Source organism: Arcticibacterium sp. (assembly GCF_055134445.1).
In genome coordinates, this window is record NZ_JBSRVI010000083.1 from 140,192 (window position 1) to 165,719 (window position 25,528).

Genomic DNA, 25,528 nt, shown 5'->3' on the forward strand with positions numbered 1-25,528 from the left:
AGTTTTATCTCCCCAGCATCATTCCTGCCCAAATAGCTACCAGACAAACCACCATATTAAGCCCTACATTCATCATGGCACTGCCATATTCGGCGTTTTGAAGCATTTTAAAAGTTTCAAAACTAAAAGTAGAAAATGTGCTAAAACCACCGCAGAAGCCAATGGCCAGCATGGGTTTCCATATGTGTTCCGATTGGAAAGACTTGGCGGCTAGGTAACCTAAGATAAGGCTGGCCAAAATATTCGCTAAAAAGGTACCGTACGGAAAGCCTGATCCGAAAGTGTTTATACTGAATTTGCCAATGAGATAACGAGCGATGCTTCCAAAGCCTCCGCCCAAAAAGATATAAAGGAGTGTTTTCGCCAATGTTTTTATACGATATTTGTCATCAAAGATACACCATTCCAAATTTTGACAAACAAAGGCTCTAAACAAAACGAACTGCTAAAAATCCTCGGCGTGGGTTTTGGTATTGCTGTGACCGTAGGTGGGACCATCGGCACAGGTATTTTACGAACTCCAGGAACGATAGCTGCTGAATTAGGAGACCCTGTTTTGATTATGGGGGTATGGATAGCGGTCAGCTTGTATGCCTTCTTGGGCGTTTTGTGTGCTATTGAGCTAGGTGTTTCTGTTCCCAAAGCCGGTTCTTGGTATGTGTACGCTCAGCGTGCATTTGGAGATTATTTAGGTTTTCTAACGGGCATTACCAGCTGGCTTGGTACGGTTGCTTCTTTGGGATTTGGTGCTTATACTATCTCAGAATATCTGACTCTTATTTTTCCTTTCCTTGAATCATATGTTGTTGTCATCGCTATTGTTTTTTTAGTTATTCTTACTGGTTTTCACTTGGTTGGTACAGCCGTTGGTGGTCGTTCTCAAGAAATAATGTCGGTTATTAAGGGGTTAGGTCTTCTTGCTTTTGTGCTCGTTTGTTTTTCATATGGAAGCGAAAATTCGGGGCAGTTAAGTTCAGGCGGAATCAGAAGGTTGACTGAAGGTTCGCTACTCATAGGGATTATTGCGGCATTGCAGGGTATTTTCTATACTTTTGATGGCTGGCACACCGCTGCATATTTTACCGAGGAAAATACCGATGCTACCAAGAATTTGCCCAAGGCCATGATTTCTGGAGTGATAAGTATTATTGTGATTTATCTGTTGGTAAATCTGGCCATTTTGTATGTTTTACCTATGGAGGAGTTGCAGGTTTCTAAATTAGCCGCAGCAGATGCCATGGCTCATATTTTTGGAGAAAAGTCGGGTAAGGTTATTACGATCTTCCTTTTGGTGTCTATCATGGGAATTATGAATACCCAAGTGATGATGACGCCTAGAACGTTATACTCCATGTCTAGAGATGGACTCTTTTTCAAAGGTGCCCAAATCGTAAATAAAGGTGGTTCTCCGGCATTTGCTCTGTTATTGACTTGCTCACTTTCTGTCATGTTGATTTTTATTGGCAAAGAAACCTCAAGTAGATTATTAGATATAGCTACATTTTATTTTGTTTTTGCCTATGCTATGGGTTTTGCCTCTTTATTGATGCTTCGCAAAAAAGAACCCAATTTACCTAGACCTTATAAAGTGCCGTTATATCCTTTCTTGCCCTGGTTAATGCTTATTTTATCTATCGCTTTTTTGGTGGGAGCTGTATATAGCGACAGTCAAAATAGCCTATACGCGGTCATTGTTTTGGCGTTAACTTACCCTGTTTATCGTTTTATAAAAGTTAAGAACAAGTCTTAAATGTTAAATAAATTCCTTGCTCATATTCAATCCGAAGTAGCTCTTTTATCCTACGGCGAAAAGCCTAAAGAGCTTTACGAACCCATTTCTTACTTGATGAATTTGGGAGGAAAAAGACTTCGTCCGGCTTTAACGCTGATGGCGTATAACCTTTTCAAGGAAGACTGGCAAATAGCCACTAAGCCAGCACTGGCGGTAGAGGTTTTTCATAATTTCACACTCATGCATGACGATATTATGGATGAGGCTCCTATTAGGAGAGGCCAGCCTACGGTTCATGAAAAATGGAATAGAGATGTGGCTATTCTTTCGGGAGATGTGATGTTGGTGGCAGCGTATGAGTTGTTATCAGAGGTGCCAGATGCTCGACTGAAAACGGTTTTAAAAAGGTTTAATAGAACTGCAGCCGAGGTTTGTGAAGGTCAACAGTATGATATGAATTTTGCGACTCGTGACGATGTGACCGAAGAAGAATACATAGAGATGATTCGTTTGAAAACCTCAGTTTTGTTAGGTTTTGCATTAGAGTTGGGAGGTTTGGCGGCAAATCAAGATGTCGTAATTACCAATCAACTATTTGAGATAGGTGAGAATTTTGGATTAGGCTTTCAGCTCAAAGACGATATGCTAGACGTGTATGGCGACCCCGAGAAGTTTGGCAAGCAAGTAGGAGGAGATATTATTGAGAATAAGAAAACGTGGCTCATGCTAAAGGCCATAGAAAAAAGTATTGGCAAGCCAGAGGAAGCAGAACTAAAGGATTGGCTGACGAAGAAAGTTTTTAAATCAGAGAAGAAGGTAGCTGCCGTTACCGCCATATATGATAAGCTAGGCATACAAGAATTGGCAGAAGCAGAAATGAATGCCTATTTCAAAAAGGGCTTTGACGGCATAGATGGTTTCCCTGTAGCAGAAGAAAGAAAGACTACCCTTAGGGAGTTTGGGGAGTATTTATTGGCCAGGGATAGGTAGGATTGACTTTTGAAGTTTAAATCATTTTCTTAAATGGTGAATATCACTTAAATCCTTCAATCCTTTTCGTGATTTTTATATGAACCAAACTCATGAAAAAAAAAGAGCTTCGTATTTTTCATAATGTTTTATTCTTTGATCGAACATTTCTTTTTGATGGCTAGGAATATTTTTTTGATGTGCGTACAAATATTTACCTATTAGGTTTAAGAATCCCTTGAATATCTTATCCCATTTTTCTAAATCATTTTCTATTCGTGTTAAGAAATCATCAAGATTTACACTAGCCTTTGAATTTATGCATTCCCTGCTAAGATGATGAATAAAGGTGTTTCTGTCTTGTAAAAAATTATCTAGACCTTCAAACTCCCCTAAATCAATGTCCCTTTTTAGAACTTCAAATAGTTCGCCCAAGGTTTGTCTTCTTTTAGACTTATCTTCAGGTTTAATTGATACCATTACCTCTGGAGTAAGATGTTTGAATTTCTTAAATTTAGAAATTTTGCTTTTATCTACAAAGGAAACACAACCCTGAATAAGGAATTCTAAGTTTTGCAAAAGCAATAAAATCTTGCCAATTCGTGCTAGTGTCTGGTTTTCTAAACTATTCATATATGGGGTTAATAACAATCTGAACTAATATTGATGTGAGAATACTACTTTGAGGTTTATGATAACTTTCTAAAAGAGTTAAAATAGGTTGGGATATCAAAATAGGGTAAAAAATATTACTTAATACTATTTAGAAAATTAGGTAGGAGTATTTGTGGTGAGTATGTCACATAAAAAGCCCCACCGAAGGCAGGGCTTTTTGATTCATATTGGAATTGTTGTAATTTCTAAGCGTAAAGCTCAGCTCTTTGCTTCTTAACTGTGGCATCTGTAAGATATTCGTCAAAGCTCATTAATTTATCTAAACAGCCATTTGGCGTTAACTCTATAACCCTATTGGCTACCGAGTGTGTTAATTGATGATCATGGCAAGTGAAAAGGATATTGCTATCATACTCTTCCATTCCTTTGTTCAGAGCTTGAATAGACTCCAAGTCAAGGTGGTTGGTAGGTTCGTCAAATAATAAAACGTTCGAGTTAGAAAGCATCATTTTTGAGAACATACAACGCTGCTTTTCTCCTCCAGAAAGAACCGTACATTTTTTCAAGGCTTCTTCCCCTGCAAAAAGCATTCTTCCTAAGAAACTTCTTACAAAAGTCTCGTCTTTATCTTCAGAGTACTGACGAAGCCAGTCTACCAAGTTCAAGTCTGGATCTGAGAAATACTCGGTATTGTCGTTAGGCAGGTAGTCTTTCGTAATGGTTACACCCCATTTGAATGAACCAGAAGTCGGTTGTTTCTTACCCATCAAGATGTCAAAAAAGGCAGAAACAGCCAGACCGTCTTTGCTTAAGAAAGCAATCTTGTCTTTTTTCATCACTTGGAAAGAAAGGTCTTTGAAAAGATACTCGCCTTCGTCGTTTTTGAAGCTTAAGTCTTCCACCATTAGCATCTGATCTCCCACTTCTCTTTCTGGTTTAAAACCAATATAAGGGTATCTTCTCGAAGATGGCTGAATGGCCGTGATGTCTAGTTTGTCAATCATTTTCTGACGAGCCGTGGCCTGCTTAGACTTGGCTACGTTGGCAGAGAAACGACGAATAAAGTCTTCCAACTCTTTCTTTTTCTCTTCTGCTTTTTTGTTCTGGTCGGTACGCTGACGTGCAGCTAATTGGCTAGACTCATACCAGAAGGTATAGTTACCACCGTAAAGATTGATTTTCTTGAAATCTAAATCGGCGATGTAAGTACAAACGTTATCTAAAAAGTGTCTATCGTGAGAAACCACTATTACGGTGTTCTTGAAGTTCATCAAGAAGTTCTCAAGCCATAAGATAGACTCAATGTCCAAGTTGTTGGTAGGCTCATCTAATAAGAGAACATCAGGATTACCAAAAAGTGCTTGAGCCAAAAGAACTTTCACCTTTTCAGATAAATTCAAATCGGCCATCAATGTATGGTGATACTGCTCTTTTACACCAAGACCTGAAAGTAAAGAAGCGGCGTCTGATTCGGCTTCCCAACCATTCATTTCAGCGAATTCTGCCTCTAAGTCGGCTGCACGGTTTCCGTCATCTTCTGTGAAATCTTCCTTCATATAGATGGCATCTTTCTCATGCATCACCTCTATAAGACGTTCGTTGCCACGCATGACAGTTTCTAAAACAGGATACTCATCAAAAGCATTTTGATTCTGACTCAAAACCGACATCCTTTCTCCCGGGTCTAAGCTAAATGAACCTGAGGTAGCATCAATTTCGCCGGAAAGAATCTTTACGAAAGTAGACTTACCTGCTCCATTAGCACCTATTAGGCCATATACGTTACCAGGGACAAACTTAAGATTGACATTGTCAAAAAGTACCCTTTTACCAAACTGAAGAGAAATATTAGAAACTGTTAACATAACTGTATTATTATTCTGCTGAAATCGGCTGCAAAGGTAAGGTTTTTTGATGGCAAAGTGAAGCCTTATATTTTTCCTGTGAATCTAATTCAATTTAGCCTTGAAATAGAACAATTTAAATAAGCCAAATGACTTAACTATTTGATAATGACCGTAATTAAATCATGCTTGTTTTCAAAGAAACTTCCGGGCTTATGTTTTTCAATGAAATCGCTTAATTCTGGAACAGTTGGGTAGTCGTTTGTGCCATTAAAATATCTTGCGTCATCTATTAATAATACATGATTAAACGGTGAGCGGAAAATGGCTCTAAGTTCTCCAAAAATGGGACAATCTTTTTCTCCTTGGGCAGTTTCTCCAGAAGAAAAATGTCCATCCAGCCAAAAAAGAGCTACACCTTTCAGTTTGTCAATTATCTCTGGCATCAGTTCTCCACTATCACCAAAATGCAAGTGGACGTTTGTTTCGTTTTTAAATTTATTAACCGCCTTTTTATAATATAGGGGAGACAGCTCCACGCTAATGAGGTTTTTGAAATAACTCTTTAGGGCAAAAACCATATCTCCTTTATAAGTCCCTGTCTCTATGAAAGTATCGCAATGGTATGCTTTCTGGAGCTCATGAATTTTGAAAAGCTTTACCACTTGCGGTGGCGGTATTGGCTGACTATTTCTGGCCCAACTATCGAACTGCCTTTTTCTGAAGGCATGTTGAATTTGCTCTGGAAGTAAATGAAAACAGTCCTTGATGAAATCTCTTAACATGTGTATATATGGATATGAAAATCAAAATTAGGACTTTTTGTGCTTTTAGAAAACTGATACTATTTAAGCATATTTTGAGCCCTGTTAAATGGATTTAAGAAGCATGTATTTTCTGTTTTAAACCATTGAGGACGTGATGATATCGAAGTGCATTTATGTCGTATATTTCTAATTTGGCAGGGTAAGAAAGAGCTTGGCCAAAATCACCAAAAGTACTTTTGAGGCAAAAAGGGGGCATTTGTTACTATAAAATGATAGGATAGGAGCATTCTTAGAATGCAGCAGTTTTCGGGCAAAACTTAACCATTGCTTAACCTAGAGTCAACAAAGACGTAACATGAGATTCGTTCTTTTGCGGCTTCAAACCGATCACTTATACTACATTTAAACTTATGCTAAAAAACTATTATTTGAAATTGAAATACATCGTTGGTTTTTTGTTTTTGAGTTCTTTGTTTATTCAACAAAACTCATTTGCAAGCACATCGATTAATGAGAATGTTCGCCAAGTTATGGGAACAGTAAACGACGAAACGGGTTCACCTCTTCCAGGAGTATCTATTGTGATAAAGGGTTCTGCTATCGGAACTATTTCTGATGGAGACGGTGCATTTTCCTTAAATGTTCAAAACGAGAATGCCGTTTTGGTTTTCTCTTTTGTAGGTTATTTTAACCAGGAGGTACTGGTAGGGAACCAATCGGACATCAAAGTACAATTAGTGCCTAACGCCACGGCCCTAGAAGAAATGGTGGTGATTGGTTATGGAACGGAGCGTAGAAGAAACATTACGGCGGCCGTAGCTTCTATTGACCCCGACGAGATCAAGTCTTTGCCAAAATCTAATGTTGTAGAAATGTTGGATGGTAGACTGCCTGGTGTGCAGGTGATGAGTGATAACATTCCTGGTGGCGGAACATCTTTAAGAGTAAGGGGTTTCAGTACCATTAATGATAACGACCCATTGGTGATAGTGGATGGACTTCCTGTATCTAATGGCATGAATAGCATTAATCCAACGGATATCGCTACCATGCAAGTATTAAAGGATGCGGCTTCTGCATCTGTTTATGGCTCTAGAGCGGCAAATGGTGTGGTGATAATTACCACTAAAACTGGCGGAACAAAAGACGTATTCAATGTGAGCTTAGATGCCTATTCTGGTGTACAGGCACCATTTAACCAGCCAAGAATGCTGAACGCACAGGAATATGGTGACGCTTTATGGCAAGCGACTAAAAATGACGGTCAAGTTCCTGCCAGCGATATTTATGGCAATGACCCAAACCATCCGACGATACCGGCTTTCTTAGATGCGGCACAAACTATCCCTAGTGCAGATACGGACTGGGTGAAAGAAATAATGCAAACGGCTCCAATTAATTCTTATAACCTTACGCTTTCAAAAGGTGGGAAGAAAGTTCAAAACTCTTTGAGTCTTGGATACTTTAACCAAGAAGGTATTATTAGGAATACTGGTTTTGAGCGTTACTCGGCAAGATTCAACTCAACTTACAAGCTGACAAACTTCTTAACTATTGGAGAGAACTTAGGTTTATCTTATAGAGACCAAGTTTCTGTAAACACAAATTCTGCTTTGGGTAGCATTATTTACAATGCATACAAATTTCCTTCTATCGTTCCTGTTAAGAATACCAACGGTGAATTTGCTGGAAACCCATTGAACGATATTGGAAACCCATTAGGTTCTTTGGACAGAGGGAAAGGAAACAATCAAAAAAGAATTCAGGCTCTTGGTAGTGCTTTTGCCAGTGTAAACGTTGACAACTTTGTTTTCAAATCTGTCATTGGTCTTGATTTTCAGAATTATAATATCAGAAGTTTCTCTCCAATTTATGATGAGATTTTGGCAAGCAACGCCACCAACTCTTTAAGTACCTCAAATAGCTTTAATTATCAGTCGACGTTCTCTAATACCTTGACATATAATAATAGTTTCGGAAAGCATAACTTTGACGTCTTATTAGGTCAAGAGGCCATTAAATATTATGGAGAAAGCTTTTCTGCCTCTAGAAGTACTTTCGCTTATGAAGATGATAGTTTCAAGTATCTTTCTTTTGGTTCTGAAAATCAGTTGAACTCAGGTTCTGCCAATGGCTGGGCTCTTAATTCTTATTTCGGAAGGGTTAATTATAACTATGATTTGAAGTATCTTTTTAGTGCAACGGTAAGAAGAGACGGTACTTCAAGATTGGCCAATAATAAGTATGGCACTTTCCCTGCTTTTTCTGCGGGTTGGAGATTGGATAGAGAAGCCTTTTTTGACTTTGGAAACACGTTAACTTCGTTCTTATTAAGAGGTAGCTGGGGACAAACAGGTAACCAGAGTATTTCCTCTTATGCTACGGTAGATAGTTATACAAATAATAACGCCAATTCAAATTACGCTATTGACGGTTCTCAAGGCTCGGTTTATCCAGGTTTGACGCAGTCCAGAGTTCCAAACCCTAATTTAAAATGGGAAACGACGAATCAACTTTCTATCGGTGTTGACTTGGGTTTCTTTAATGACAAGTTGAGTATCACGGCAGATTACTTCGATAAAGTAACCAAAGACATTTTGGTTTATAACTCTGTGCCTTTGACTTATGGTGGAACCAACGACGGCCAGTGGATTAACGATGGTAAAATGAGAAACCATGGTGTGGAAATAGATTTGAGCTATGCCGACCAAATAAATGAACTAGGTTACCGTGTTGGCTTTAACTTGACAGGCTTGAAAAATGAATTGACAGAGCTTAATAATGTTACTTATTTAGGTATTCCTAGTTCGGCCCTACACGCTGTAAACTTTGACCAAGAGGTTACAAGAAGTACCGTGGGTCAGCCTATTGGTTCGTTCTTTGGTTATGAAGCAGATGGCCTTTTTAGAAATGTGGGTGAGGTAGAAAGCCATGGTATTCAGCCCAATGCCGTTCCTGGTGATATCCGTTTCAAAGACGTCAACAATGATGGCGTTTTAGATGATAATGACAGAACTTACATTGGCTCGCCTCATCCTTCTCTGCTAATGGGTTTAAACCTAAACTTCAATTACAAGGATTTTGACTTAGGGCTTTTCTTCAATGCAAGCTTGGGCAACGACATCTATAATTTGACGAAGTTTAACAGCGAGTTTTTTAACCAAGCAGCTTATAACAAAGATGTAAGTGTTTTGAATGCATGGACAGAAAGTAATGTGGATGCTACTATTCCAAGACTTTCTTTGGATGATGCCAATAATAACATCAGACCTTCTTCTTATTTCCTAGAAGACGGTTCTTATCTAAAACTTAATAATCTTCAACTAGGATACACAATTTCGGCATTGAAACAAAAAGGCACAAGCCTTAGGGTTTATACCCAAGTGAGTAATGTGTTTACCATTACAAAATACTCAGGACTTAATCCTCAGATTGGTCTTCAGAGTTATTCTTCTAGCAATAGAAACTTGGATATCGGTGTAGACAGAGGTCTTTATCCTCCATCAAGAACCATCATGCTAGGTGTTAATTTGAACTTCTAATAAACAGAAAAATGAATTTTAAAATAAAGAACTTAATAAAAACCGCAGGTCTTTTTTCTTTGGCTGTCATGAGTATTTCATGTAGCGAAGATTTCTTGACAGAAGTGCCTTACGGAGAAGTTTCTCCATCAGAAATTACAAAACCTGAGAACATAGAGCGTGCCATCATTTCTGCTTATAGTGTTCTTAACGGCCAGATAGATGGGTCAAGTAATGCTTATAACTCTCCTGCTTCTAACTGGAGCTTTGGAGATGTGGTGTCTGACGACAGCTACAAAGGTGGCGGAGGTACTGGTGACCAAAACAACATTCACCAGATGGAAATCTTTAATACTGCCGCTACCACCATTGACATCAAGCGTAAATGGATGGCTTTATATGAAGGCGTAAAGCGTACCAATGAGGCCATGAAGTTGCTTAAAAACACAGAAGATTTTGACGCCACTTTAAAAGCTAAACGTGAAGCAGAGTTACATTTTTTACGCGGCCACTTTTACTTTGAACTTAAGAAAATATATAACAAAATTCCTTATATAGACGAGACCGCAGAAACAGCAGAAGACTACGCTAAGTCTAATGTAGAATTTACTTCAGAAGAGCTTTGGGGTAAGATTGAGAAGGATTTTGAGTTGGCCATTAGTGGATTGCCAGAAACACAAGTAGACCGTGGAAGACCAACAAAAACGGCGGCAAGAGCATATTTGGCTAAAACGGCTTTGTTTCAAAAGAAGTGGCAGCAGGTGTATGATTTGAGTTCGGAAGTAATGGCGGGTAACCATGCTTTATTACCAGACTTTCAAAGTGTGTTTCTTCCTGAAAACGACAACAGCGAAGAGGTTATTTTTGCGGTACAATATTCTGTTTTAGATGGCCAGCCAAGTAACTATAACGGCAGTATTGGTGACCGTTTAACAGCTCCAGGAGGTCCTTTTTATTCGCAATATGGTTTCCATAGACCATCTCAGAACCTTGTGAATGCCTTTAAAGTAAGTGCAACGGGTCTTCCAATGGAAAGTAATACCAACCTAACGAACGCAGATGTGGTAGATCCAAGATTGGATGTTACCGTAGGTCGTCCAGGTATTCCGTACAAAGATTTGGGTGTTATTTACGAAGAGAGCTGGGCTCGCGACCTGTCAACTTATGGGCCATTTGCTCCTAAGAAGAGAATTGTCTCTGCCAAATCGCCTTTTCATACATTAACTTGGCCATATGTAAACGCCATGAATTACTACGTCATCAGATATGCGGAAGTGATTTTATGGAAAGCAGAGGCAGCGGTAGAATTAGGTAAATTAGAAGAAGCAAGAACTTTGGTAAACCAGATTCGTACAAGAGCTAAAAACTCTACTTATGTTAAAACTTTAGATGGTACGCAAGATGCTGGAAAGTATGCCATTGCTACTTATGAGGCCGCCTGGACGAGTGCAGCTTCGGCTAGAGAAGCAGTAAGAACAGAAAGTAGATTAGAGTTAGCCATGGAAGGCCACCGATTCTTTAACTTGGTTCGTTGGGGTGTGGCAGATAAGGTTATTAATGACTATTTAGCCGTAGAGAAAACTAGAAGAACCCATTTAACCAATGCGAACTTCATTCAAGGGAAAAACGAGTATTTCCCAATTCCTCAGGAGTATTTAGATAATGTAAAAGATAAAGAGGTAGTTCAAAACGACAACTACTAAACGCTTTTAAGAGTAGGAAGGAAAGGTCAACTGATAATCGGTTGGCCTTTTTTCTTTTCTATTGTTTTACCAAATCTTCCAAACGAAAAATAGTGGAATCCGACCTTAACGTAGGGACTAGATAATTCCCTGAATCCAAAACCGTATTGGGAAACAAAGTCTTTATGCTGTCCCATTTATCAAGGTCAATTTCGGTGCGGAATAGGTACAGACTTCTAAGCTTTTGCAAGACCTTAAGATGGTCTAGACCAGTGGTCGAAATTTTATTATTGGTTAAGTTGAGAACCCGAAGTTCTGATAGGTGAGCTATGTTTTGCAGAGCATCATTGTCTACATTAGAGCTGCTTATGTCTAAGATTCTCAGGTTTTTAAAACTGACTAAGATCTTCCACTTGGCTGGATTAAAATTGGTTCTATCTGCTTTTAAAGAAACTATGTTTTCAGAAATACTTTCTAAGCTTTGCCAAACACTATCTTCTAAAGTCTTTCCTAGTAAATTGATTGTAAGGTAATTTGAGTTCTGTGCCACGGGCACTATTGTGATTCGGCTTGCCTTTAACCTTTCAATGACCTCAACATTAGCGGCCTCTATTTTCTCAGTGGGCATATCAGACACCATCTTTTTTTCTTCCTGATGTTCCAGACGTTTTAAGATGGATTTGATTTCCGGACTTTGGTCTAGTTCTTTTACTTTTTTATTAAAATCAACACCAGCATCTATCCACCAAGCCACCAGCTTAATTTGGTCTTCGCTGAGTTGAGGTTTTCTAGAAGGCGGCATGTGGTCGTCGTCATTTGTATCCATGACCAGTCTTTGGAAAAGGTCACTTTCTGCACTTTTATGGGGGATAAATAAGTCGCCAGATTCGCCACCTTCCATTATCCATTTTTCGCCATCAAGCCTAAGCTCGCCTTTTTGTTTTTTTGCAGCATGGCAGGCCCAGCATTTTTCTGCAAAAATGGGTTCTATGATATCCGTATAAACCAAAGCCTCGTCCACGTTTTCTATGATGGGTTTTTCATAGATTTTATTGCTAAAACTAAGGTAGTCTTCACCGTGGGTAAGGCTGCCGCCCCAATGTCCCGTTATAAAAAGTATAGGAGCAGAGGCTATCCAAAGTCCATGCTGAAACTTTAGAGAGAAATCCTTTTTAATAAGCCAGAAAAGCATGCCCGAAATAACAGTAAGGGCTATTCCTGCTAGTTTATGATTATTAACAAGTTCCTCTTCATAAGCTCCAGAGAGCGACAAAAGATAGCCACTAAGCGACGTGAAAAAAGAACTGACAAAAATGACAAGAAGTAAAACAGGTAAAGCTTTCTCATAAACGGATTCCTCTTTTTTCAGAGAAATCCATTTAAATAAATACGCAATAGTCCATATTCCGATAGGCAAATGGAGAATGAGCGGGTGAAATTGACCAAAAAACTGACTCATTAAGATTTTAAAAATGTTGTTTTACGGGTTGTTTTTATGCGAAACATCTCTTCACTAAAATATTCTAAATTGCCTTTTCTATGCTTTTCAAGTAGGTCATTTATCATTAATTTATATTCTGTGGAAAGAGTATTTTTAGTATCGTTTTCTAAGAATCCCTTTTCGCTATAATTTATGTTTTTCTTCATATGAAATGGCTACCTCTATTAAATTTAAATTCCTTTGAATCAAAATACTTTCTGAAATACAGTCAAATTTGAATTACATAAAACATTTACAAGTAGTCAGTCAAAATAAATTTGACAGTACAAGTTTATTTTGATGTGTTTTTTTTCGTCGTTTTTTTTCAAAAAAAATGACGGTCTTGCTGGCAAGTAATCCAAAGAATTAGCTTTTTGGGTAATAGTCTTATCAAGCTATTATATCTTTAATAACATGACCTTCCACATCCGTCAGTCGGAAAGGCCTGCCTTGAAAATCGTAGGTTAATTTTTCGTGGTCAAAACCGAGTTGGTTAAGAATGGTGGCTTGTATGTCGAAAGGGCTCACTTTACCACTTAAGGCACCATAGCCGATTTCGTCGGTTTCGCCATAACTCGCTCCTTTTTTTATGCCACCGCCAGCCATCCACATCGTGAAGGCATCTGCATGATGGTCGCGACCTTTAAAAGCATTTGGTTTTCCTTCTCTGTTTTCTGCCATAGGTGTTCTGCCAAATTCGCCACCCCAAACCACCAAGGTTTCTTCTAAAAGACCTCGCTGTTTTAAGTCTAATAAAAGGGCGGTAACAGCTTTGTCGGTTTCACGGCATTTATTCACTAAACCCACATCTATAGAGCCTCCCTCGCTGGTGCCGTGAGTATCCCATCCCCAATCAAATAATTGAACAAAACGAACCCCTTTTTCCACCAGTTTTCTAGCTAAAAGAGCATTATTAGCAAAAGCCGCTTGACCCGGTTGAGTACCATACATTTCATGAATGTAGGCAGGTTCATCGTTGATGTTCATCACTTCTGGTACAGAGGTTTGCATCCTAAAGGCCATTTCGTATTGGCTTATTCGGCTGAGCGTTTCTGGGTCACCGTATTCATCAAACTCGGTTTGGTTTATCTTATTGATGGCATCTATCGACACTTTTCTAAGGTCACTACTTATATTTTCAGGGTTGTCTAGAAACAAAATAGGGTCACCGACTGAGCGGCATTGCACACCTTGATACACGGAAGGGAGAAAACCACTTCCCCATATACTTTTTCCTGCGTCGGGGTTACTTCCACCAGATGTTAAGACCACAAAGGCGGGTAAATCGAAATTTTCTGTTCCTAAGCCATACGTTACCCAGGAGCCCATGCTTGGTCTACCTAATCGGGCACTTCCGGTTTGCATCAATAGTTGTGCAGGGGCATGATTAAACTGGTCAGTAGTTACGGCTTTTAGGAAGCTAACCTCATCCACCACCGACTGAAAATGTGGCAAATAATTACTCACATAATTGCCAGATTCGCCATATCTATTGAAAATGGCCTGAGGGCCTAGCATTTTAGGTACACCACGTATAAAAGCAAACTTCTTACCTTCTAAAAAAGAAGGCGGGCAGTCTTGACCGTCCATTTTTTGAAGCTCAGGTTTAAAGTCGAAAAGCTCTAACTGAGAAGGTGCTCCTGCCATGTGGAGGTAAATAACCGACTTTGCTTTGGGAGCAAAATGCGGAGCTTTAGCCGCTAAAGGATTGGCGGGGTCAAAGAGATTGACGGACTTTGTTTCCAAAGAACTGCCGCATGAGCCTAGCATAGATCCCATGGCCAAACCACCTAATCCCATAAAGGATTCTTTAAGAAAATTCCTTCTCGTATGGTTTAACAGTTTCTTTTGAACCGCCTCTCTAAATATTCTTTCGTTATTATGGCTCATTAGCTTTTGGTTAGGACTTCGTCTAGGTTTAAAACGGCGTTAAATACCAGAATCATGGCATCTTTTTGAGGTAAGCTTGACTTGCTTTCTTGATAGCTTTTAAAGGCGGTTTCGTATAAGTCTAGAAGTGTTTTTGTTCTTTCGGCGTTTATGGTTCTTCCTGTCAGGTTTTGATAGGCCACGGCAATATTTTCTTTCGGTCTTTCAAAGCCTATTTGCTCGGCCATTTGTATGGCTATGTCTATGTAAGCTTTGTCGTTTAGGGTGGTAAGAGCCTGTAAGGGTGTGTTGGTTCTTATCCTTCTTGAGGAGCACACTTCACGGCCTACGGCGTCAAAGGTGAGCATAGAAGGATAAGCACTTGTTCTTTTCCAGTAGGTGTAAACCGCTCGTCTGTATTTTTCTGTGCCCTCACTTTCTATCCATTTGGCACCACTATATGGTGAAAACCAAATGCCTTCTGGCTGTGGCGGCATTACAGGTGGGCCAAACATCTTTGGATTTAAAATTTTGGTGGCGGCAAGGGCTTGGTCACGAATTTGCTCTGCACTCAATCTTATTCTTGGGCCTCTGGCCATCCATCTGTTATTTGGGTCGCGTTCCATTTTTTCTGGAGTCATTTTAGAGTCCTGTTGATAAGCGGCACTCATAAGCATTTCTTTTAACAGCGGTTTTAATTTCCAATCATATTCATGCATGAGCTTCCAACTCAAATGATCTAAAAGAGCCTGATTAGATGGTGTTTCGCCTTGCGTTCCCAGATCTTCCAGTGTTTCTACAATGCCGATGCCCCAAACCTGTTCCCAAAGTCGATTTACGATGGTTCTGGCCGTCAATGGGTTTTCTTTTGCGGTCATCCATTTGGCCAAGCCAAGTCTGTTTTTGGGATATTCGTCCGAGAAGTTATTGAGTAGTTTCGGCGTACCTGGGTTTACTTTTTCACCCAAGGAAAGCCAGCTGCCCCTTTCAAAAACACGCGTTTCACGACTCATAGAAACGGTATTATCTACCATGACAGGCGTACTTTCTGTCTTGGCAGTCAGTAAATTCCAGAAGGTCTTTTTACTGCTATTGTCAGGGAAAGTGTTTGTAAAATGAAAGAAGTTGAATGTAACACCCGTGGTTAAATTGTCTTTAAGGTTTGGATTCAAATAAGTAATATACAAGTCCTCGATCTCATTGATGGGCTCTAGGCTCACTTCTGCAAATTCCCAACCTTTTGATTTATGATTCAAAACCATTTGGCCAATAACAGGTCCTTTTGGGCTGCCTTGATGGAAGAGAAGCTTCCCTCCAGGCTGTTTTGAAGCGTAACTCATTACCAAATTATTGACACCCGTCCATGGCACATTTGGGATTCTTGCAGCGGAATTATTCCGCATCGCCAGCCACTTGGTATCGCTTAATTCAGCATTCACAAAATGGTCAGACTCCAAAGAAGCAATAGAGGGCTGCAGTGTTTTAATGAACCGGATTATTTTCTGAGTCTCCGCCTCACTTGTTTTTTGTTTTAACCTATTGGCCAGTTCTTTTAATTCAGCCTTTTGACTGTCGTCAAAATGACGTATCCACGGATATTCTTCATAGGAATCTACGTCACGAGTATTATTAAAGAAACCCATAAACTGATAATACTCTTCATGTTTAAAGCCATCATATGGGTGGCTATGGCACTGCACACAGGCAAAGGTGGTACCCATGAGGGTTTCCCAAGTTGTGTTTACCCTGTCCATAACGGCTGCCACACGAAACTCCTCATTGTCGGTGCCGCCCTCGTCGTTGGTCATGGTGTTTCTATGAAAAGCCGTGGCAATGTACTGATCCTCCGTAGGGTTTGGGAGTAAATCACCTGCGAGCTGCTCGGTCAAAAACCGGTCGTAAGGCATGTCCGCATTGAAGGCATTGATGAGCCAATCTCTGTATCGCCAGATATTTCTAGGGCTATCTCTTTCGTAGCCTTTAGTGTCGGCGTATCTGGCTAAATCTAACCACATAGAAGTCCATTTTTCTCCATAGTGGGGTGAGTCTAGTAGCTCGTCTACCAGTTTTTCATAATTCGCATTCGTTGGATTATTGAGATAGGCTGTTTGGGTAGGAGAAGCCTTTTGAAAACCTATCACATCTAAAGAAAGTCTTCTTGCCAAGATTTCTGGTTTGGCAGCTGGCGAAATTTCTAGGCCATTTTCAGTTGCTTTTTGAAGTATAAAACGGTCAATGTCGTTTTGTGCCCAATCAGAATTAATGGATGGTACTGTCGTTTTTTCTACTTTTTGGTAGGCCCAATGTTCTCCCCATTTGGCACCTTCTTTTATCCATTGAGTCAATAATTCAATTTCTTCTGCTGGCAAAGCCTCATGCTCAAAAGGCATTCGCTCTTCTGGGTCGTCGAGGCTCAGTCGGCGAATCATTTCGCTGGCTTTTGCATCGCCAGGGACAATCGCATATTTTCCTGACTTTAGTTTGGCTTTAGCCTCTTCCTCAAAAAGCAAGGAAAAACCACCTTGTTTTTTGACACCACCATGGCAGGCAATGCACTTTTTGTTAAGAATGGGTTTTATCTGCGTACTGTAATCAACAGTTTCCTGTGTTTTACAAGAAGTAACCCAGCACATGATAAAGCACAGCATTCCTGTTGTAAACCAGAGCAGGGTTTTCTTAAGCATTTTCTAATTTCAATAGGTTTGGAATATGAAATTAGCTGATTTAAGTTGAGGTTCAAAAGGGGAGGGCAACTTACAGCGTTTACAATTGATTATTGCCAGCCAAAAGTGGGACAAAAAGTATAGTTTTGGCTGCGAATAGTTTTTTATTGCCAGCTTAAAGTGTTGCAAGAAGTACAATTTTGGCATCATATGTTTTTTCCTTAGGTCAATCTATAAACTACGAGTTCTTAATTTTTGGTTCTATGCGATTCATGCTTTGACTCCATATTAATCTGCAGCGTTACGAGACAAAATAAAGTCACCTTGCTGTATAAGCATTTCAAGAATTGCTTGTTATAAACAAATATAATTTGTCAGGAAACGCTATTTGTCTGTTTATTAGGTAAGTATATGAGGATAGTGCAGGATGGTGAGGGGCTATTTAGAGGATAGCTTTGAAAAATAATACCTAAATAACAAAACCAAATTAAAACAGGCCATGAATCTAAAGCACCAGACCTTAGGCGAATTCGTCATTGAAAATCAAACAGCTTTTCACAATTCCACAGGAGAATTTTCAAAACTATTAAATGGCATAGGCTTAGCCACAAAGCTGGTAAACCATGAGATTAATAAAGCAGGCTTGGTAGACATTCTTGGCGGCGTAGGAGACATTAATGTACAGGGTGAAGCACAGCAAAAACTCGATTTAGTAGCTAATGACATGTTTATAGATACCCTTACTAAAAGGGAGATTGTTTGTGGAATTGCTTCTGAAGAAGAGGAGAGCTTTATCAGCATAAATAGCCTAGACTTTCAAAATAAAAACAAGTATGTGTTGTTGATAGACCCACTGGATGGTTCAAGTAATATTGATGTCAACGTTTCTGTAGGTACTATTTTTTCTATTTACAAAAGAGTTACGCCAGAGGGCTCTCCTGTGCAGCTTGAAGATTTTCTGCAAAAGGGTAGTGAGCAGGTGGCGGCAGGTTATGTGATTTATGGCAGCTCTACTATGTTGGTTTTCTCTACAGGACATGGTGTTAATGGTTTTACTTTAAACCCTGCCATTGGTACCTTTTACCTCTCGCATCCAAATATACAACAGCCAGAAGACGGAAGTATCTATTCCGTTAATGATGGAAACAGAGACTTCTTTTCCGATGGTATGAAAAAATATATTCGTTACTGTCAGGCAGGAAATGACGATAAAGAACCTTATAAAGCCAGATATGTGGGTTCATTGGTGGCGGATTTTCACAGAAACTTGATCAAAGGAGGCATTTATATGTATCCATGCTCTGCCATGGATAGAAAAGGTAAATTAAGATTGCTTTACGAGTGCAACCCCATTGCCTTTTTGGCCAAACAGGCTGGTGGCGGAGAAAGCGACGGAAAGCAGTCTGTATTAGACATAAAACCTACCGAACTACATCAAAGAGTACCTTTCTTTACAGGAAGCAAGAATATGGTTAAAAAGCTAGAATCCTTTTTGGAGGGGGAGTGATCACCCCACCCTAACAATATGATTCTTCTTGCCTTTACCTATTAAAAGGTATTTGTCGTTTAGTAGAGCCAATTCTGAAACTGTTATCTTTTCGTCTTTTGATGGGTTAAGTGTGATTTAGGGCCAAATGAATACCAGACCGCAAAAATGACATTGTCCAAGCTGATTTTGAAGTTAAAATGGATAATGTTTTTTTTAGAACGAGGGGGGATTGAAAGGATTGAAACTCACAGGCTTTAGTCTTTCAAATTACAATTATTCTATCGATTTTTAGGCACGTATACTAACTATGATACTATCAAACATGACTTTCAATACCCTTAAAAACCTCCTATTTTTTTCTTTTATTTATAGTCTCAACGTTTCAGCACAATTAGTAACTCCCGAATTTTATCTAAAATCTGATAATGGGAAAAAGGAATATAATTTAACAGGGAAGAAATTAACAGTAGAATTTTTTGGGGAAAATAAGAGCCCAGATTTGTTAAATAAAACTTCAGTAGAGGGTGTAATTCTTAATAAGACGGAAATTTCAATATCCCTTGATCTTACTCATTCTCATGTCAGAATTTATGAGGGCGAGAAAGTATTAGAGCAATATCTTATCTACCGTAATGGGGAAGACAATATGATAAGGATGTCTGTACCACTTAATAAGATTGATTATGTTAGGATTCCATACCCCAAATTGGAGCCGGTTGACAAATTTGGGAGATTTCTTTTTTTCTCGGGCTTAATAGGGTTGGGGTCTTTTGGAGTAATTTCAGCAATTAAGAATGACAATGTCCCTAAGTATGCCGCAAAGGGTCTGGGCTATTCTTTAATTAGTATAGGGGTAGGTCTAAGTGTTGGCTCAATGGTTTTTGACGGCAAAAAAATCTCTTTCAAAAAAGGTGATTCATGGCGTATTATTCAGAGGTAAGTTTTAATCACCCCACCCTAACAATATGATTTTTCTTGCCTTTACCTATCAAAAGGTATTTGTCATTCAGTAAAGCCAATTCCGAAACTGCCAGTTTTTCGTCTTGCAGTTTTGTTTTATTGACGCTTACAGCGTTTCCTTTTAGAGCTCTTCTGGCTTCGCCTTTTGATGCGTAAATATCACCGTTGGTGGTAACCGAAATTAAATCTAACAGCGACTCACAGGCGTCGTAATCGGCTTTTGAGATGTTGGATTGCGGTACGCCGTCAAATATGCTGGTAAAGGTTTTTTCGTCCAATTCTTGAAGCGTTTCTAGTGTAGCTTTTCCGTAAAGCACTTGAGAGGCTTTAACGGCTAAGTCATATTGCTCTTGGCCGTGCACTCTTACGGTTACGTCTTTTGCTATGGCATGCTGCACCACTCTTAAGTGAGGAGCTTCGGCTTGTTCTGCTTCTAGTTTTTCTATTGCCTCTTGAGAAAGAAGCGTGAAAACACGAATAAGTTTCTTACAGTCTTCATCGGCCTGGTTAATCCAGAATTGGTAAAACTGGTATGGGGAAGTCAAATCAGCATCTAACCACACGTTTCCTGCTTCAGATTTACCAAACTTGGTACCATCAGCCTTAGTAACCAATGGCGTAGTTAAGGCAAAAGCGGTATAGTCTGCAGACTCTGCATCAGCGTCTGCATTTTCTTTTCTTCTGATAAGTTCTGTACCCGTAGTGATGTTTCCCCACTGGTCTGAACCACCCATCTGAAGGCGAATGTTCTTGTTTTTGTACAAATGGTAGAAATCGTACCCTTGTAATAATTGATAAGTAAACTCGGTATAAGAAATACCTGTTGTCAATCTCGTTTTGACAGAGTCTTTACTCATCATGTAGTTCACAGAGACGTATTTTCCTACTTCTCTCAGGAAGTCGAGGAAACCAAACTCTTTAAACCAATCGTAATTATTGACCATTTCTGCAGCGTTTTCGCCGCAGTCAAAGTCTAAAAATTTTTCTAATTGAGCTTTAACGCCTGCCTGGTTTTCTTTGAGTACGTTTTCATCTAAAAACTGTCTTTCGGCAGCTTTTCCTGATGGGTCGCCAACCATACCTGTGGCACCTCCTACTAAAGCGTAAGGCTTATGCCCAGCTCTCTGAAGGTGTACTAAAAGCATCACGGTGGCTAGGTTTCCTATATGAAGTGATTTTGCGGTAGGGTCAAAACCTATATAAGCGGAGGTCATTTCTTTTTGAAGTTGCTCTTCTGTACCTGGCATGGTTTGATTTAACATGCCTCTCCACTTTAATTCTTCTATAAAATTCATGATTGTAAATAGCTATGAGCTTGCCCAGGGGGGCAAATTATTTCTTCTTCTTATCGCCGTATTTTTTCCACCATTTGTAGTACTCAGAAAAGTTGTAGGTAATACCTAACTGTACGGTTCTATTTCTGAAAGATGTGCTGCTGTTCAAATCTGTTCCACTAGAAGTGACGTCATCTAGACCATGTACGTATCTGATATTCACACTAAACATAGAAAACATGTCTAAAAGGTCTATTCTTGTCCCTAAAACAAGAGCTTTGTCTGTCTTGGTGTCTGGGCCAAACTGCTGCACGCCGTCTTTTTTCCACCCTTGATTCAGAGCCCAGCTAAATTCTGGTCCTATCTCAAAAGTCAGACCTTTTAGTGGCTGGATTCCCAGTAGTATTGGCGTACTAAGGTATCTGTAGGTGTGTTTTTCGTCTGGTGAGCTTAAAGAAGAACCTTTGATTTGGAAAATAGCTTCTGGCTGTAGACTGAATTTTCCCATGTTAAGTCTTGCAAAAAGGCCAGCGTGATATTGCAACGAAAGCTTATTGCTGATATCGGTTTTATTGTTATATATTTTCAAGTTATTGGCCTGAACCCCTATTTTAGGGCCAAAAACAAAAGCACTGGTCTTCATCTGAGAGAAGGCCATTTGAGAAATTAACAGGCTTATAAAAAGTAATTTATATTTCATTCTTTTTTATTTCTATAACGAAACGGACAACCCGTTTTGTCTAAAGAGGGGCAAAAATACGGAAAGGGTAACTCAGGACAAAGGTTCCAGTGGGTTGTCTTGGTTAATTTTCCTTAAAGCACAGACAAAAGGTGCTTTTGATTTTCATTTATAACAACTAAAACACCCTTCAAAATGCTTGAAAAAAGAGGGGTATTTTAGTGAAAGGAATGATGTTATTTGCCAAATTCAAACTTTAAAGATGCATTAACGCCAAAGTTCTTGGAAGGCACAAAATAGTCGGCCCGTCTAAAAGCAAAATCAAAATATGGCGTTACCTGACCTACAAAACCTTTGTATTGATATTGTAAGCCCATTCCGTAAAATAAGTTATTAAAAGTTTTAGGTTTTGCTTTGGCTTCAAATCTGTTTCTGGTTTGAAACCCTAAGGGACCACTAAAATATCCAACGTCTTGGTATACAGAGAGGTCTAGTTTTGTTCCTGCGGAGATAAGGAAATTAAACCTACTCCAAGTATTGATATAATAATTAAAATAAAGGGGGAGTTTGACAAAAGATGTTTTGATAGAGATATCTTCAATATGCTCCGTCCTTTCGTCCACAAAGGGTTTGTACTCATTATCAAAGTCTTTTCCTGTCATTTTATTAAAATCTTTAGCAAAAGGGTGGGTGGTTTCAACCTGCCCAGAGAAAATAGCAGAGGCATTAAAGCTAAACTTATCCGTAATAAAAACTTCCGCAGCAGGGCCTGTGGATAAAACCTTTAGTCCTAAGTAATCTGTATTGATACCAAAACGCATTTTGGGCCAATTGACTTTCTTTTTAGGCTTTTCTGGTGTAGTTCTCTCTATTTGTGCAACTATTTCTTTCTCATCTTCTACAATGGACTTCATCGATTCATCGACGACATCTTTAGCTAAAGTAACCTCTTCGGAAACTTCCGTTTGGTTTTCTGGCAGTGAACCTATGTTTTGCTGAAGTATACCATCATCTGAAGACTTATCGAATGATGGTTCAGAAGGCGTATCAGAGCTCTTATTATCTGCTACTGCTAAAAACTCTTTTTGGCTTTCGCTTAAAGACGCATTTCCATGTAAAAGCTCGCTAGTCTTTTGAGCTAATTGTTCTTTTCTTAACACATCAATCTCAGATTGAAGATATGCGATGTCTTTAGATGCATCTGCATATCCTTTTTCTATTCCGGCTTGGAAAGATTTTTCTTCTGAAATGGCTACTCTTATGTATTTATTAACCTCTTGAGTGATATAAACGGTATCCGTTTGTGCCAGAGCGTTAGCATCGGCTGGAAGTATCTCGTTTTTAATCTCAATCTGATTTTTTAGCGTAGAAATCTCGTCATTCAGTAACTCGTTTTTTGTGTTAGTTAGATATATCGTAAAAAGTAAAGCGGAAGTGCTCAAGCCGCCAATTACCCATCCCAAGTTATTCGTAAATAGTTTGGTGTACCACGGGGCGGGCAGCAACTTGCTGAAGTTTTGCCACGCTCCTGAGTCATATTTGGGTATATGGTTAACGAGCTTTTCTCGTATTTTTTTATCAAAGTTTTCGTTAGACATTTTTGTAATGGTTTATGTCTGAAGTGTATTTTTTAACCAACTCTTGCATTTTTACACGTGCTTTAGAAAGATTGGATCTAGAGGTGCCTTCATTTATATTTAACATCTTGGCGATTTCTCCATGGCTGTAGCCCTCCACTATAAATAGGGAGAAAACGGCTTTGTACGATGGCGGAAGATGTTTCATCAAATCAAGAATCTCTTCTGCATTTAACCTTTCTAATAGATGGTCTTCATAAGATAAGTAATGGAGCTCGTCGATGTCAACTAGGCCAACTTTTGAATGGTTTTTTCTATAATAGTCAATGCACGTTCTAACCATTACGGTTTTAAACCATGCTTCAAAAGACTGTTCTCTGTCGTATAAATCCAGTTTTGAGAAAATTTTCAAGAAACCATCATTCATCATTTCTTGAACTTCATCACTAGCTGAAGCATAACGCAAAGCAATGCTCTTAGCAAATCCATAGAATCGCTCGTAGAGCTGCTTCTGGGCAGAAGGCCTATTTCTAAGGCATCCATCCAAAATTTCATCCAAGCTTATATTTTTCTTCTTTCTCTGAAACACGAAAAAGGCTTTGAGTGAGTAAACTAAACTTTTTTTCCTACTTGTAATTACGAAGAACGGCATTAAAACCGTTGCCTCGTAAAAATATTTCATTTTAAGGCAACGGTTCAACAAACTCTTGTCGTATGATATTATGTAAACACGAACGGGATATTCTAAACTTTTTTCCTAAAAGACCTGGTCGTACTAACCTATAAAAGAGATAGATATGAATTGATATTTACATGTAAGCGGTGCTTGCCATTAATCTATTTTCAAACATTAAAATTTAAAAAAAGATGAGAAATTTAAAATTTGCTTGGGTATTTGTTATTGCTATAATGTCTGTTTTGACATCTTGTGATAAAAATGAAGTGGACGCATCTTCTGACATTGACGGCGTCTCTTCTGTGATGGATATGATGTTTTTAGCCACAGCCGAAGACTCAACAGGAGCCGTTATTGGCCACAAAGGAAAATGTAATGTAACAGAAGTAGCTGTAGAAGACCTTTCTGCTACCATTACTGATTACATCACCGCAAACTACGCAGGTGCTACTATTAACAGAGCAGGTACAAGGGATGAAAATGCCCAAACCTATGTGAAAATTACGCTAAGTGATGGTTCGCATGCAGGCTTGGTTTTTGACGCCGATGGCAATTTTGTGGAAGAGAGAACGCATGGTTCTAAAGGAACAAGTGTGGATGCGGCAGATTTGCCAGCAGCTATTACAGATTATATCGCAGCTAACTATGATGGAGCTACGGTTCATAAGGCCATTTTAAATTCAGATGGAAACTATGGTGTGTTGCTGATTTTGGTAGACGAAACTTACCAAGCAGTCGGATTTGATGCTGATGGTGTTTTTCTAGCGGAGTTTAGCATGAAAAACAAAGGCGGACAAAAACATGGTCCTGGTAAAAGGAAAGGTCACTAATTGAATTAGTGAGAGACAAATTGACGTTTAAAAAGTTATATATAGTTTAGCAAATGGCCTCGAGTTTTCGAGGCCTTTTTGTTTGCGAAGCGGTTTGATAGCCACTAAAAAAGCCCAAATCAATTAAGACTTGGGCTTTTTTACATTATTTAAAAATTGGCTGTACCAAAGTGGTGTTCTAAATCATGAATTACTAACTCTCCATTATTTAAACGGAGTGTGTCCAAACCAGCTGTTTTGTCCACAAAAACAAAATCAAATTCAGCTCGCATTTCTTTTTTGGATAGACTTTTTATCTCTAGTCTGCCTTCGTCAAAAAGGTAATTCCCTCCACTAACCCCCAAACTTTTGGCAGAACTATCAGAAATGGTAAAGGCGGAAAGTGCTAGGTTTTCTTTATCGAATAAAGTAGCATCCCTATCAAAAGACTCTGTTCTTATGTATATCAAACAACAGTCATCAAAATGCGACCCCGTAAACAAATAGCGGTACTTCTCATCATCATTTGCACTACTTCTATCCGTATAAAACTGTCCTTGAATATCTCCAGCAAACATCTTTTTTTCTTCAAAAATGTCATAAGAAATTTCACCACTAGATAATACATAATCCTTTATACACGCAGTCAAGCCTATCATACACAAGGTTATAAGGAGTAAGTGTTTTCGTTTAGTTTTTAAAATTTTAAGAAATGTCATCTCAGTTGTTGGTTTAGTTTTAAAAAGAAAGGCGAGAGAAGGTTTAACGTATGCGGCATGATTGGATAAATGTTATCTGTGTGAAACTTGTTTATACTTTCTACTAGTAAAGATACAATGGATGCCAATTATGGTCAAAAAGAATATACAAAAAGTTGATTTATAGGGATGTAGTCTGATGTTTACAAAGATAAAAGCCCAAG

21 protein-coding genes are annotated in these 25,528 nt (G+C 39.0%); 7 read left to right on the forward strand and 14 right to left on the reverse strand.

Translation table 11 applies throughout. The features are described from left to right. Positions 1-4: 4 nt before the first annotated feature. Positions 5-367 (reverse strand): fluoride efflux transporter CrcB, encoded by a 363-nt coding sequence (gene crcB / locus ACTBZY_RS11100; protein WP_463046409.1) that lies wholly within the window; start codon positions 365-367, stop codon positions 5-7. 45 nt (positions 368-412) lie between these two features. Between crcB and ACTBZY_RS11105 the strand changes: the two genes are divergently transcribed. Beyond that, positions 413-1,750: an APC family permease gene (locus ACTBZY_RS11105; protein WP_463046410.1), complete on the forward strand. Its 1,338-nt coding sequence runs from the start codon at positions 413-415 to the stop codon at positions 1,748-1,750. Beyond that, on the forward strand, positions 1,751-2,722 hold the full coding sequence (locus ACTBZY_RS11110; RefSeq protein WP_463046411.1) for a polyprenyl synthetase family protein: 972 nt from the start codon (positions 1,751-1,753) through the stop codon (positions 2,720-2,722). It begins immediately after the preceding gene. Positions 2,723-2,812: 90 nt separating this feature from the next. On the opposite strand, the gene ACTBZY_RS11115 is transcribed toward ACTBZY_RS11110, so the two are convergent. From ACTBZY_RS11115 to ACTBZY_RS11130, 4 genes are all read right to left on the reverse strand, one after another. Continuing rightward, on the reverse strand, positions 2,813-3,334 hold the full coding sequence (locus ACTBZY_RS11115; RefSeq protein WP_463046412.1) for a hypothetical protein: 522 nt from the start codon (positions 3,332-3,334) through the stop codon (positions 2,813-2,815). Between the two features lie 227 nt (positions 3,335-3,561). Further along, positions 3,562-5,181, reverse strand: a complete 1,620-nt coding sequence (locus tag ACTBZY_RS11120; RefSeq protein WP_463046413.1) for an ABC-F family ATP-binding cassette domain-containing protein — start codon at positions 5,179-5,181, stop codon at positions 3,562-3,564. Between the two features lie 137 nt (positions 5,182-5,318). Then, positions 5,319-5,945: a class I SAM-dependent methyltransferase gene (locus ACTBZY_RS11125; RefSeq protein WP_463046414.1), complete on the reverse strand. Its 627-nt coding sequence runs from the start codon at positions 5,943-5,945 to the stop codon at positions 5,319-5,321. A gap of 94 nt (positions 5,946-6,039) precedes the next feature. Then, positions 6,040-6,183 (reverse strand): hypothetical protein, encoded by a 144-nt coding sequence (locus ACTBZY_RS11130; RefSeq protein ID WP_463046415.1) that lies wholly within the window; start codon positions 6,181-6,183, stop codon positions 6,040-6,042. Positions 6,184-6,337: 154 nt separating this feature from the next. Here ACTBZY_RS11130 and ACTBZY_RS11135 point away from each other — a divergent pair, with 154 nt between their 5' ends. Both ACTBZY_RS11135 and ACTBZY_RS11140 read left to right on the forward strand, forming a co-directional pair. Then, the gene (locus ACTBZY_RS11135; protein ID WP_463046416.1) at positions 6,338-9,469 is read left to right on the forward strand and encodes a SusC/RagA family TonB-linked outer membrane protein; all 3,132 of its coding nucleotides are present in this window, start codon (positions 6,338-6,340) and stop codon (positions 9,467-9,469) included. Between the two features lie 11 nt (positions 9,470-9,480). After that, entirely contained in the window at positions 9,481-11,151 is a 1,671-nt protein-coding gene (locus tag ACTBZY_RS11140; RefSeq protein ID WP_463046417.1) for a RagB/SusD family nutrient uptake outer membrane protein, read from the forward strand. A gap of 58 nt (positions 11,152-11,209) precedes the next feature. On the opposite strand, the gene ACTBZY_RS11145 is transcribed toward ACTBZY_RS11140, so the two are convergent. From ACTBZY_RS11145 to ACTBZY_RS11160, 4 genes are all read right to left on the reverse strand, one after another. Beyond that, entirely contained in the window at positions 11,210-12,589 is a 1,380-nt protein-coding gene (locus tag ACTBZY_RS11145) for a c-type cytochrome domain-containing protein (RefSeq protein WP_463046418.1), read from the reverse strand. Then, positions 12,589-12,777, reverse strand: coding sequence for a hypothetical protein (locus ACTBZY_RS11150; RefSeq protein ID WP_463046419.1), 189 nt, complete (start codon positions 12,775-12,777; stop codon positions 12,589-12,591). Before ACTBZY_RS11150 ends, ACTBZY_RS11145 begins: the two co-directional genes overlap by 1 nt. 223 nt (positions 12,778-13,000) lie before the next feature. After that, on the reverse strand, positions 13,001-14,500 hold the full coding sequence (locus ACTBZY_RS11155; RefSeq protein WP_463046420.1) for a DUF1501 domain-containing protein: 1,500 nt from the start codon (positions 14,498-14,500) through the stop codon (positions 13,001-13,003). Beyond that, positions 14,500-17,163: a DUF1553 domain-containing protein gene (locus ACTBZY_RS11160; RefSeq protein ID WP_463046421.1), complete on the reverse strand. Its 2,664-nt coding sequence runs from the start codon at positions 17,161-17,163 to the stop codon at positions 14,500-14,502. Before ACTBZY_RS11160 ends, ACTBZY_RS11155 begins: the two co-directional genes overlap by 1 nt. A gap of 478 nt (positions 17,164-17,641) precedes the next feature. Between ACTBZY_RS11160 and fbp the strand changes: the two genes are divergently transcribed. Continuing rightward, positions 17,642-18,649 (forward strand): class 1 fructose-bisphosphatase, encoded by a 1,008-nt coding sequence (gene fbp / locus ACTBZY_RS11165; protein WP_463046422.1) that lies wholly within the window; start codon positions 17,642-17,644, stop codon positions 18,647-18,649. A gap of 289 nt (positions 18,650-18,938) precedes the next feature. Further along, positions 18,939-19,571, forward strand: a complete 633-nt coding sequence (locus tag ACTBZY_RS11170; RefSeq protein ID WP_463046423.1) for a hypothetical protein — start codon at positions 18,939-18,941, stop codon at positions 19,569-19,571. A gap of 7 nt (positions 19,572-19,578) precedes the next feature. On the opposite strand, the gene tyrS is transcribed toward ACTBZY_RS11170, so the two are convergent. The 4 genes from tyrS to ACTBZY_RS11190 form a co-directional block, all read right to left on the reverse strand. Then, a complete protein-coding gene (gene tyrS, locus ACTBZY_RS11175) occupies positions 19,579-20,886 on the reverse strand; it encodes a tyrosine--tRNA ligase (protein ID WP_463046424.1) in 1,308 nt (435 codons plus the stop codon). A 37-nt stretch (positions 20,887-20,923) separates the two neighbouring features. After that, positions 20,924-21,565, reverse strand: coding sequence for an outer membrane beta-barrel protein (locus ACTBZY_RS11180; protein ID WP_463046425.1), 642 nt, complete (start codon positions 21,563-21,565; stop codon positions 20,924-20,926). Positions 21,566-21,780: 215 nt separating this feature from the next. Next, the gene (locus tag ACTBZY_RS11185) at positions 21,781-23,142 is read right to left on the reverse strand and encodes a hypothetical protein (RefSeq protein ID WP_463046426.1); all 1,362 of its coding nucleotides are present in this window, start codon (positions 23,140-23,142) and stop codon (positions 21,781-21,783) included. Further along, on the reverse strand, positions 23,135-23,803 hold the full coding sequence (locus ACTBZY_RS11190) for an RNA polymerase sigma factor (RefSeq protein WP_463046427.1): 669 nt from the start codon (positions 23,801-23,803) through the stop codon (positions 23,135-23,137). Before ACTBZY_RS11190 ends, ACTBZY_RS11185 begins: the two co-directional genes overlap by 8 nt. 185 nt (positions 23,804-23,988) lie before the next feature. Between ACTBZY_RS11190 and ACTBZY_RS11195 the strand changes: the two genes are divergently transcribed. Continuing rightward, positions 23,989-24,627, forward strand: a complete 639-nt coding sequence (locus ACTBZY_RS11195; RefSeq protein WP_463046428.1) for a PepSY-like domain-containing protein — start codon at positions 23,989-23,991, stop codon at positions 24,625-24,627. 149 nt (positions 24,628-24,776) lie between these two features. On the opposite strand, the gene ACTBZY_RS11200 is transcribed toward ACTBZY_RS11195, so the two are convergent. Then, positions 24,777-25,325 (reverse strand): hypothetical protein, encoded by a 549-nt coding sequence (locus ACTBZY_RS11200; protein ID WP_463046429.1) that lies wholly within the window; start codon positions 25,323-25,325, stop codon positions 24,777-24,779. Positions 25,326-25,528 lie beyond the last annotated feature (203 nt).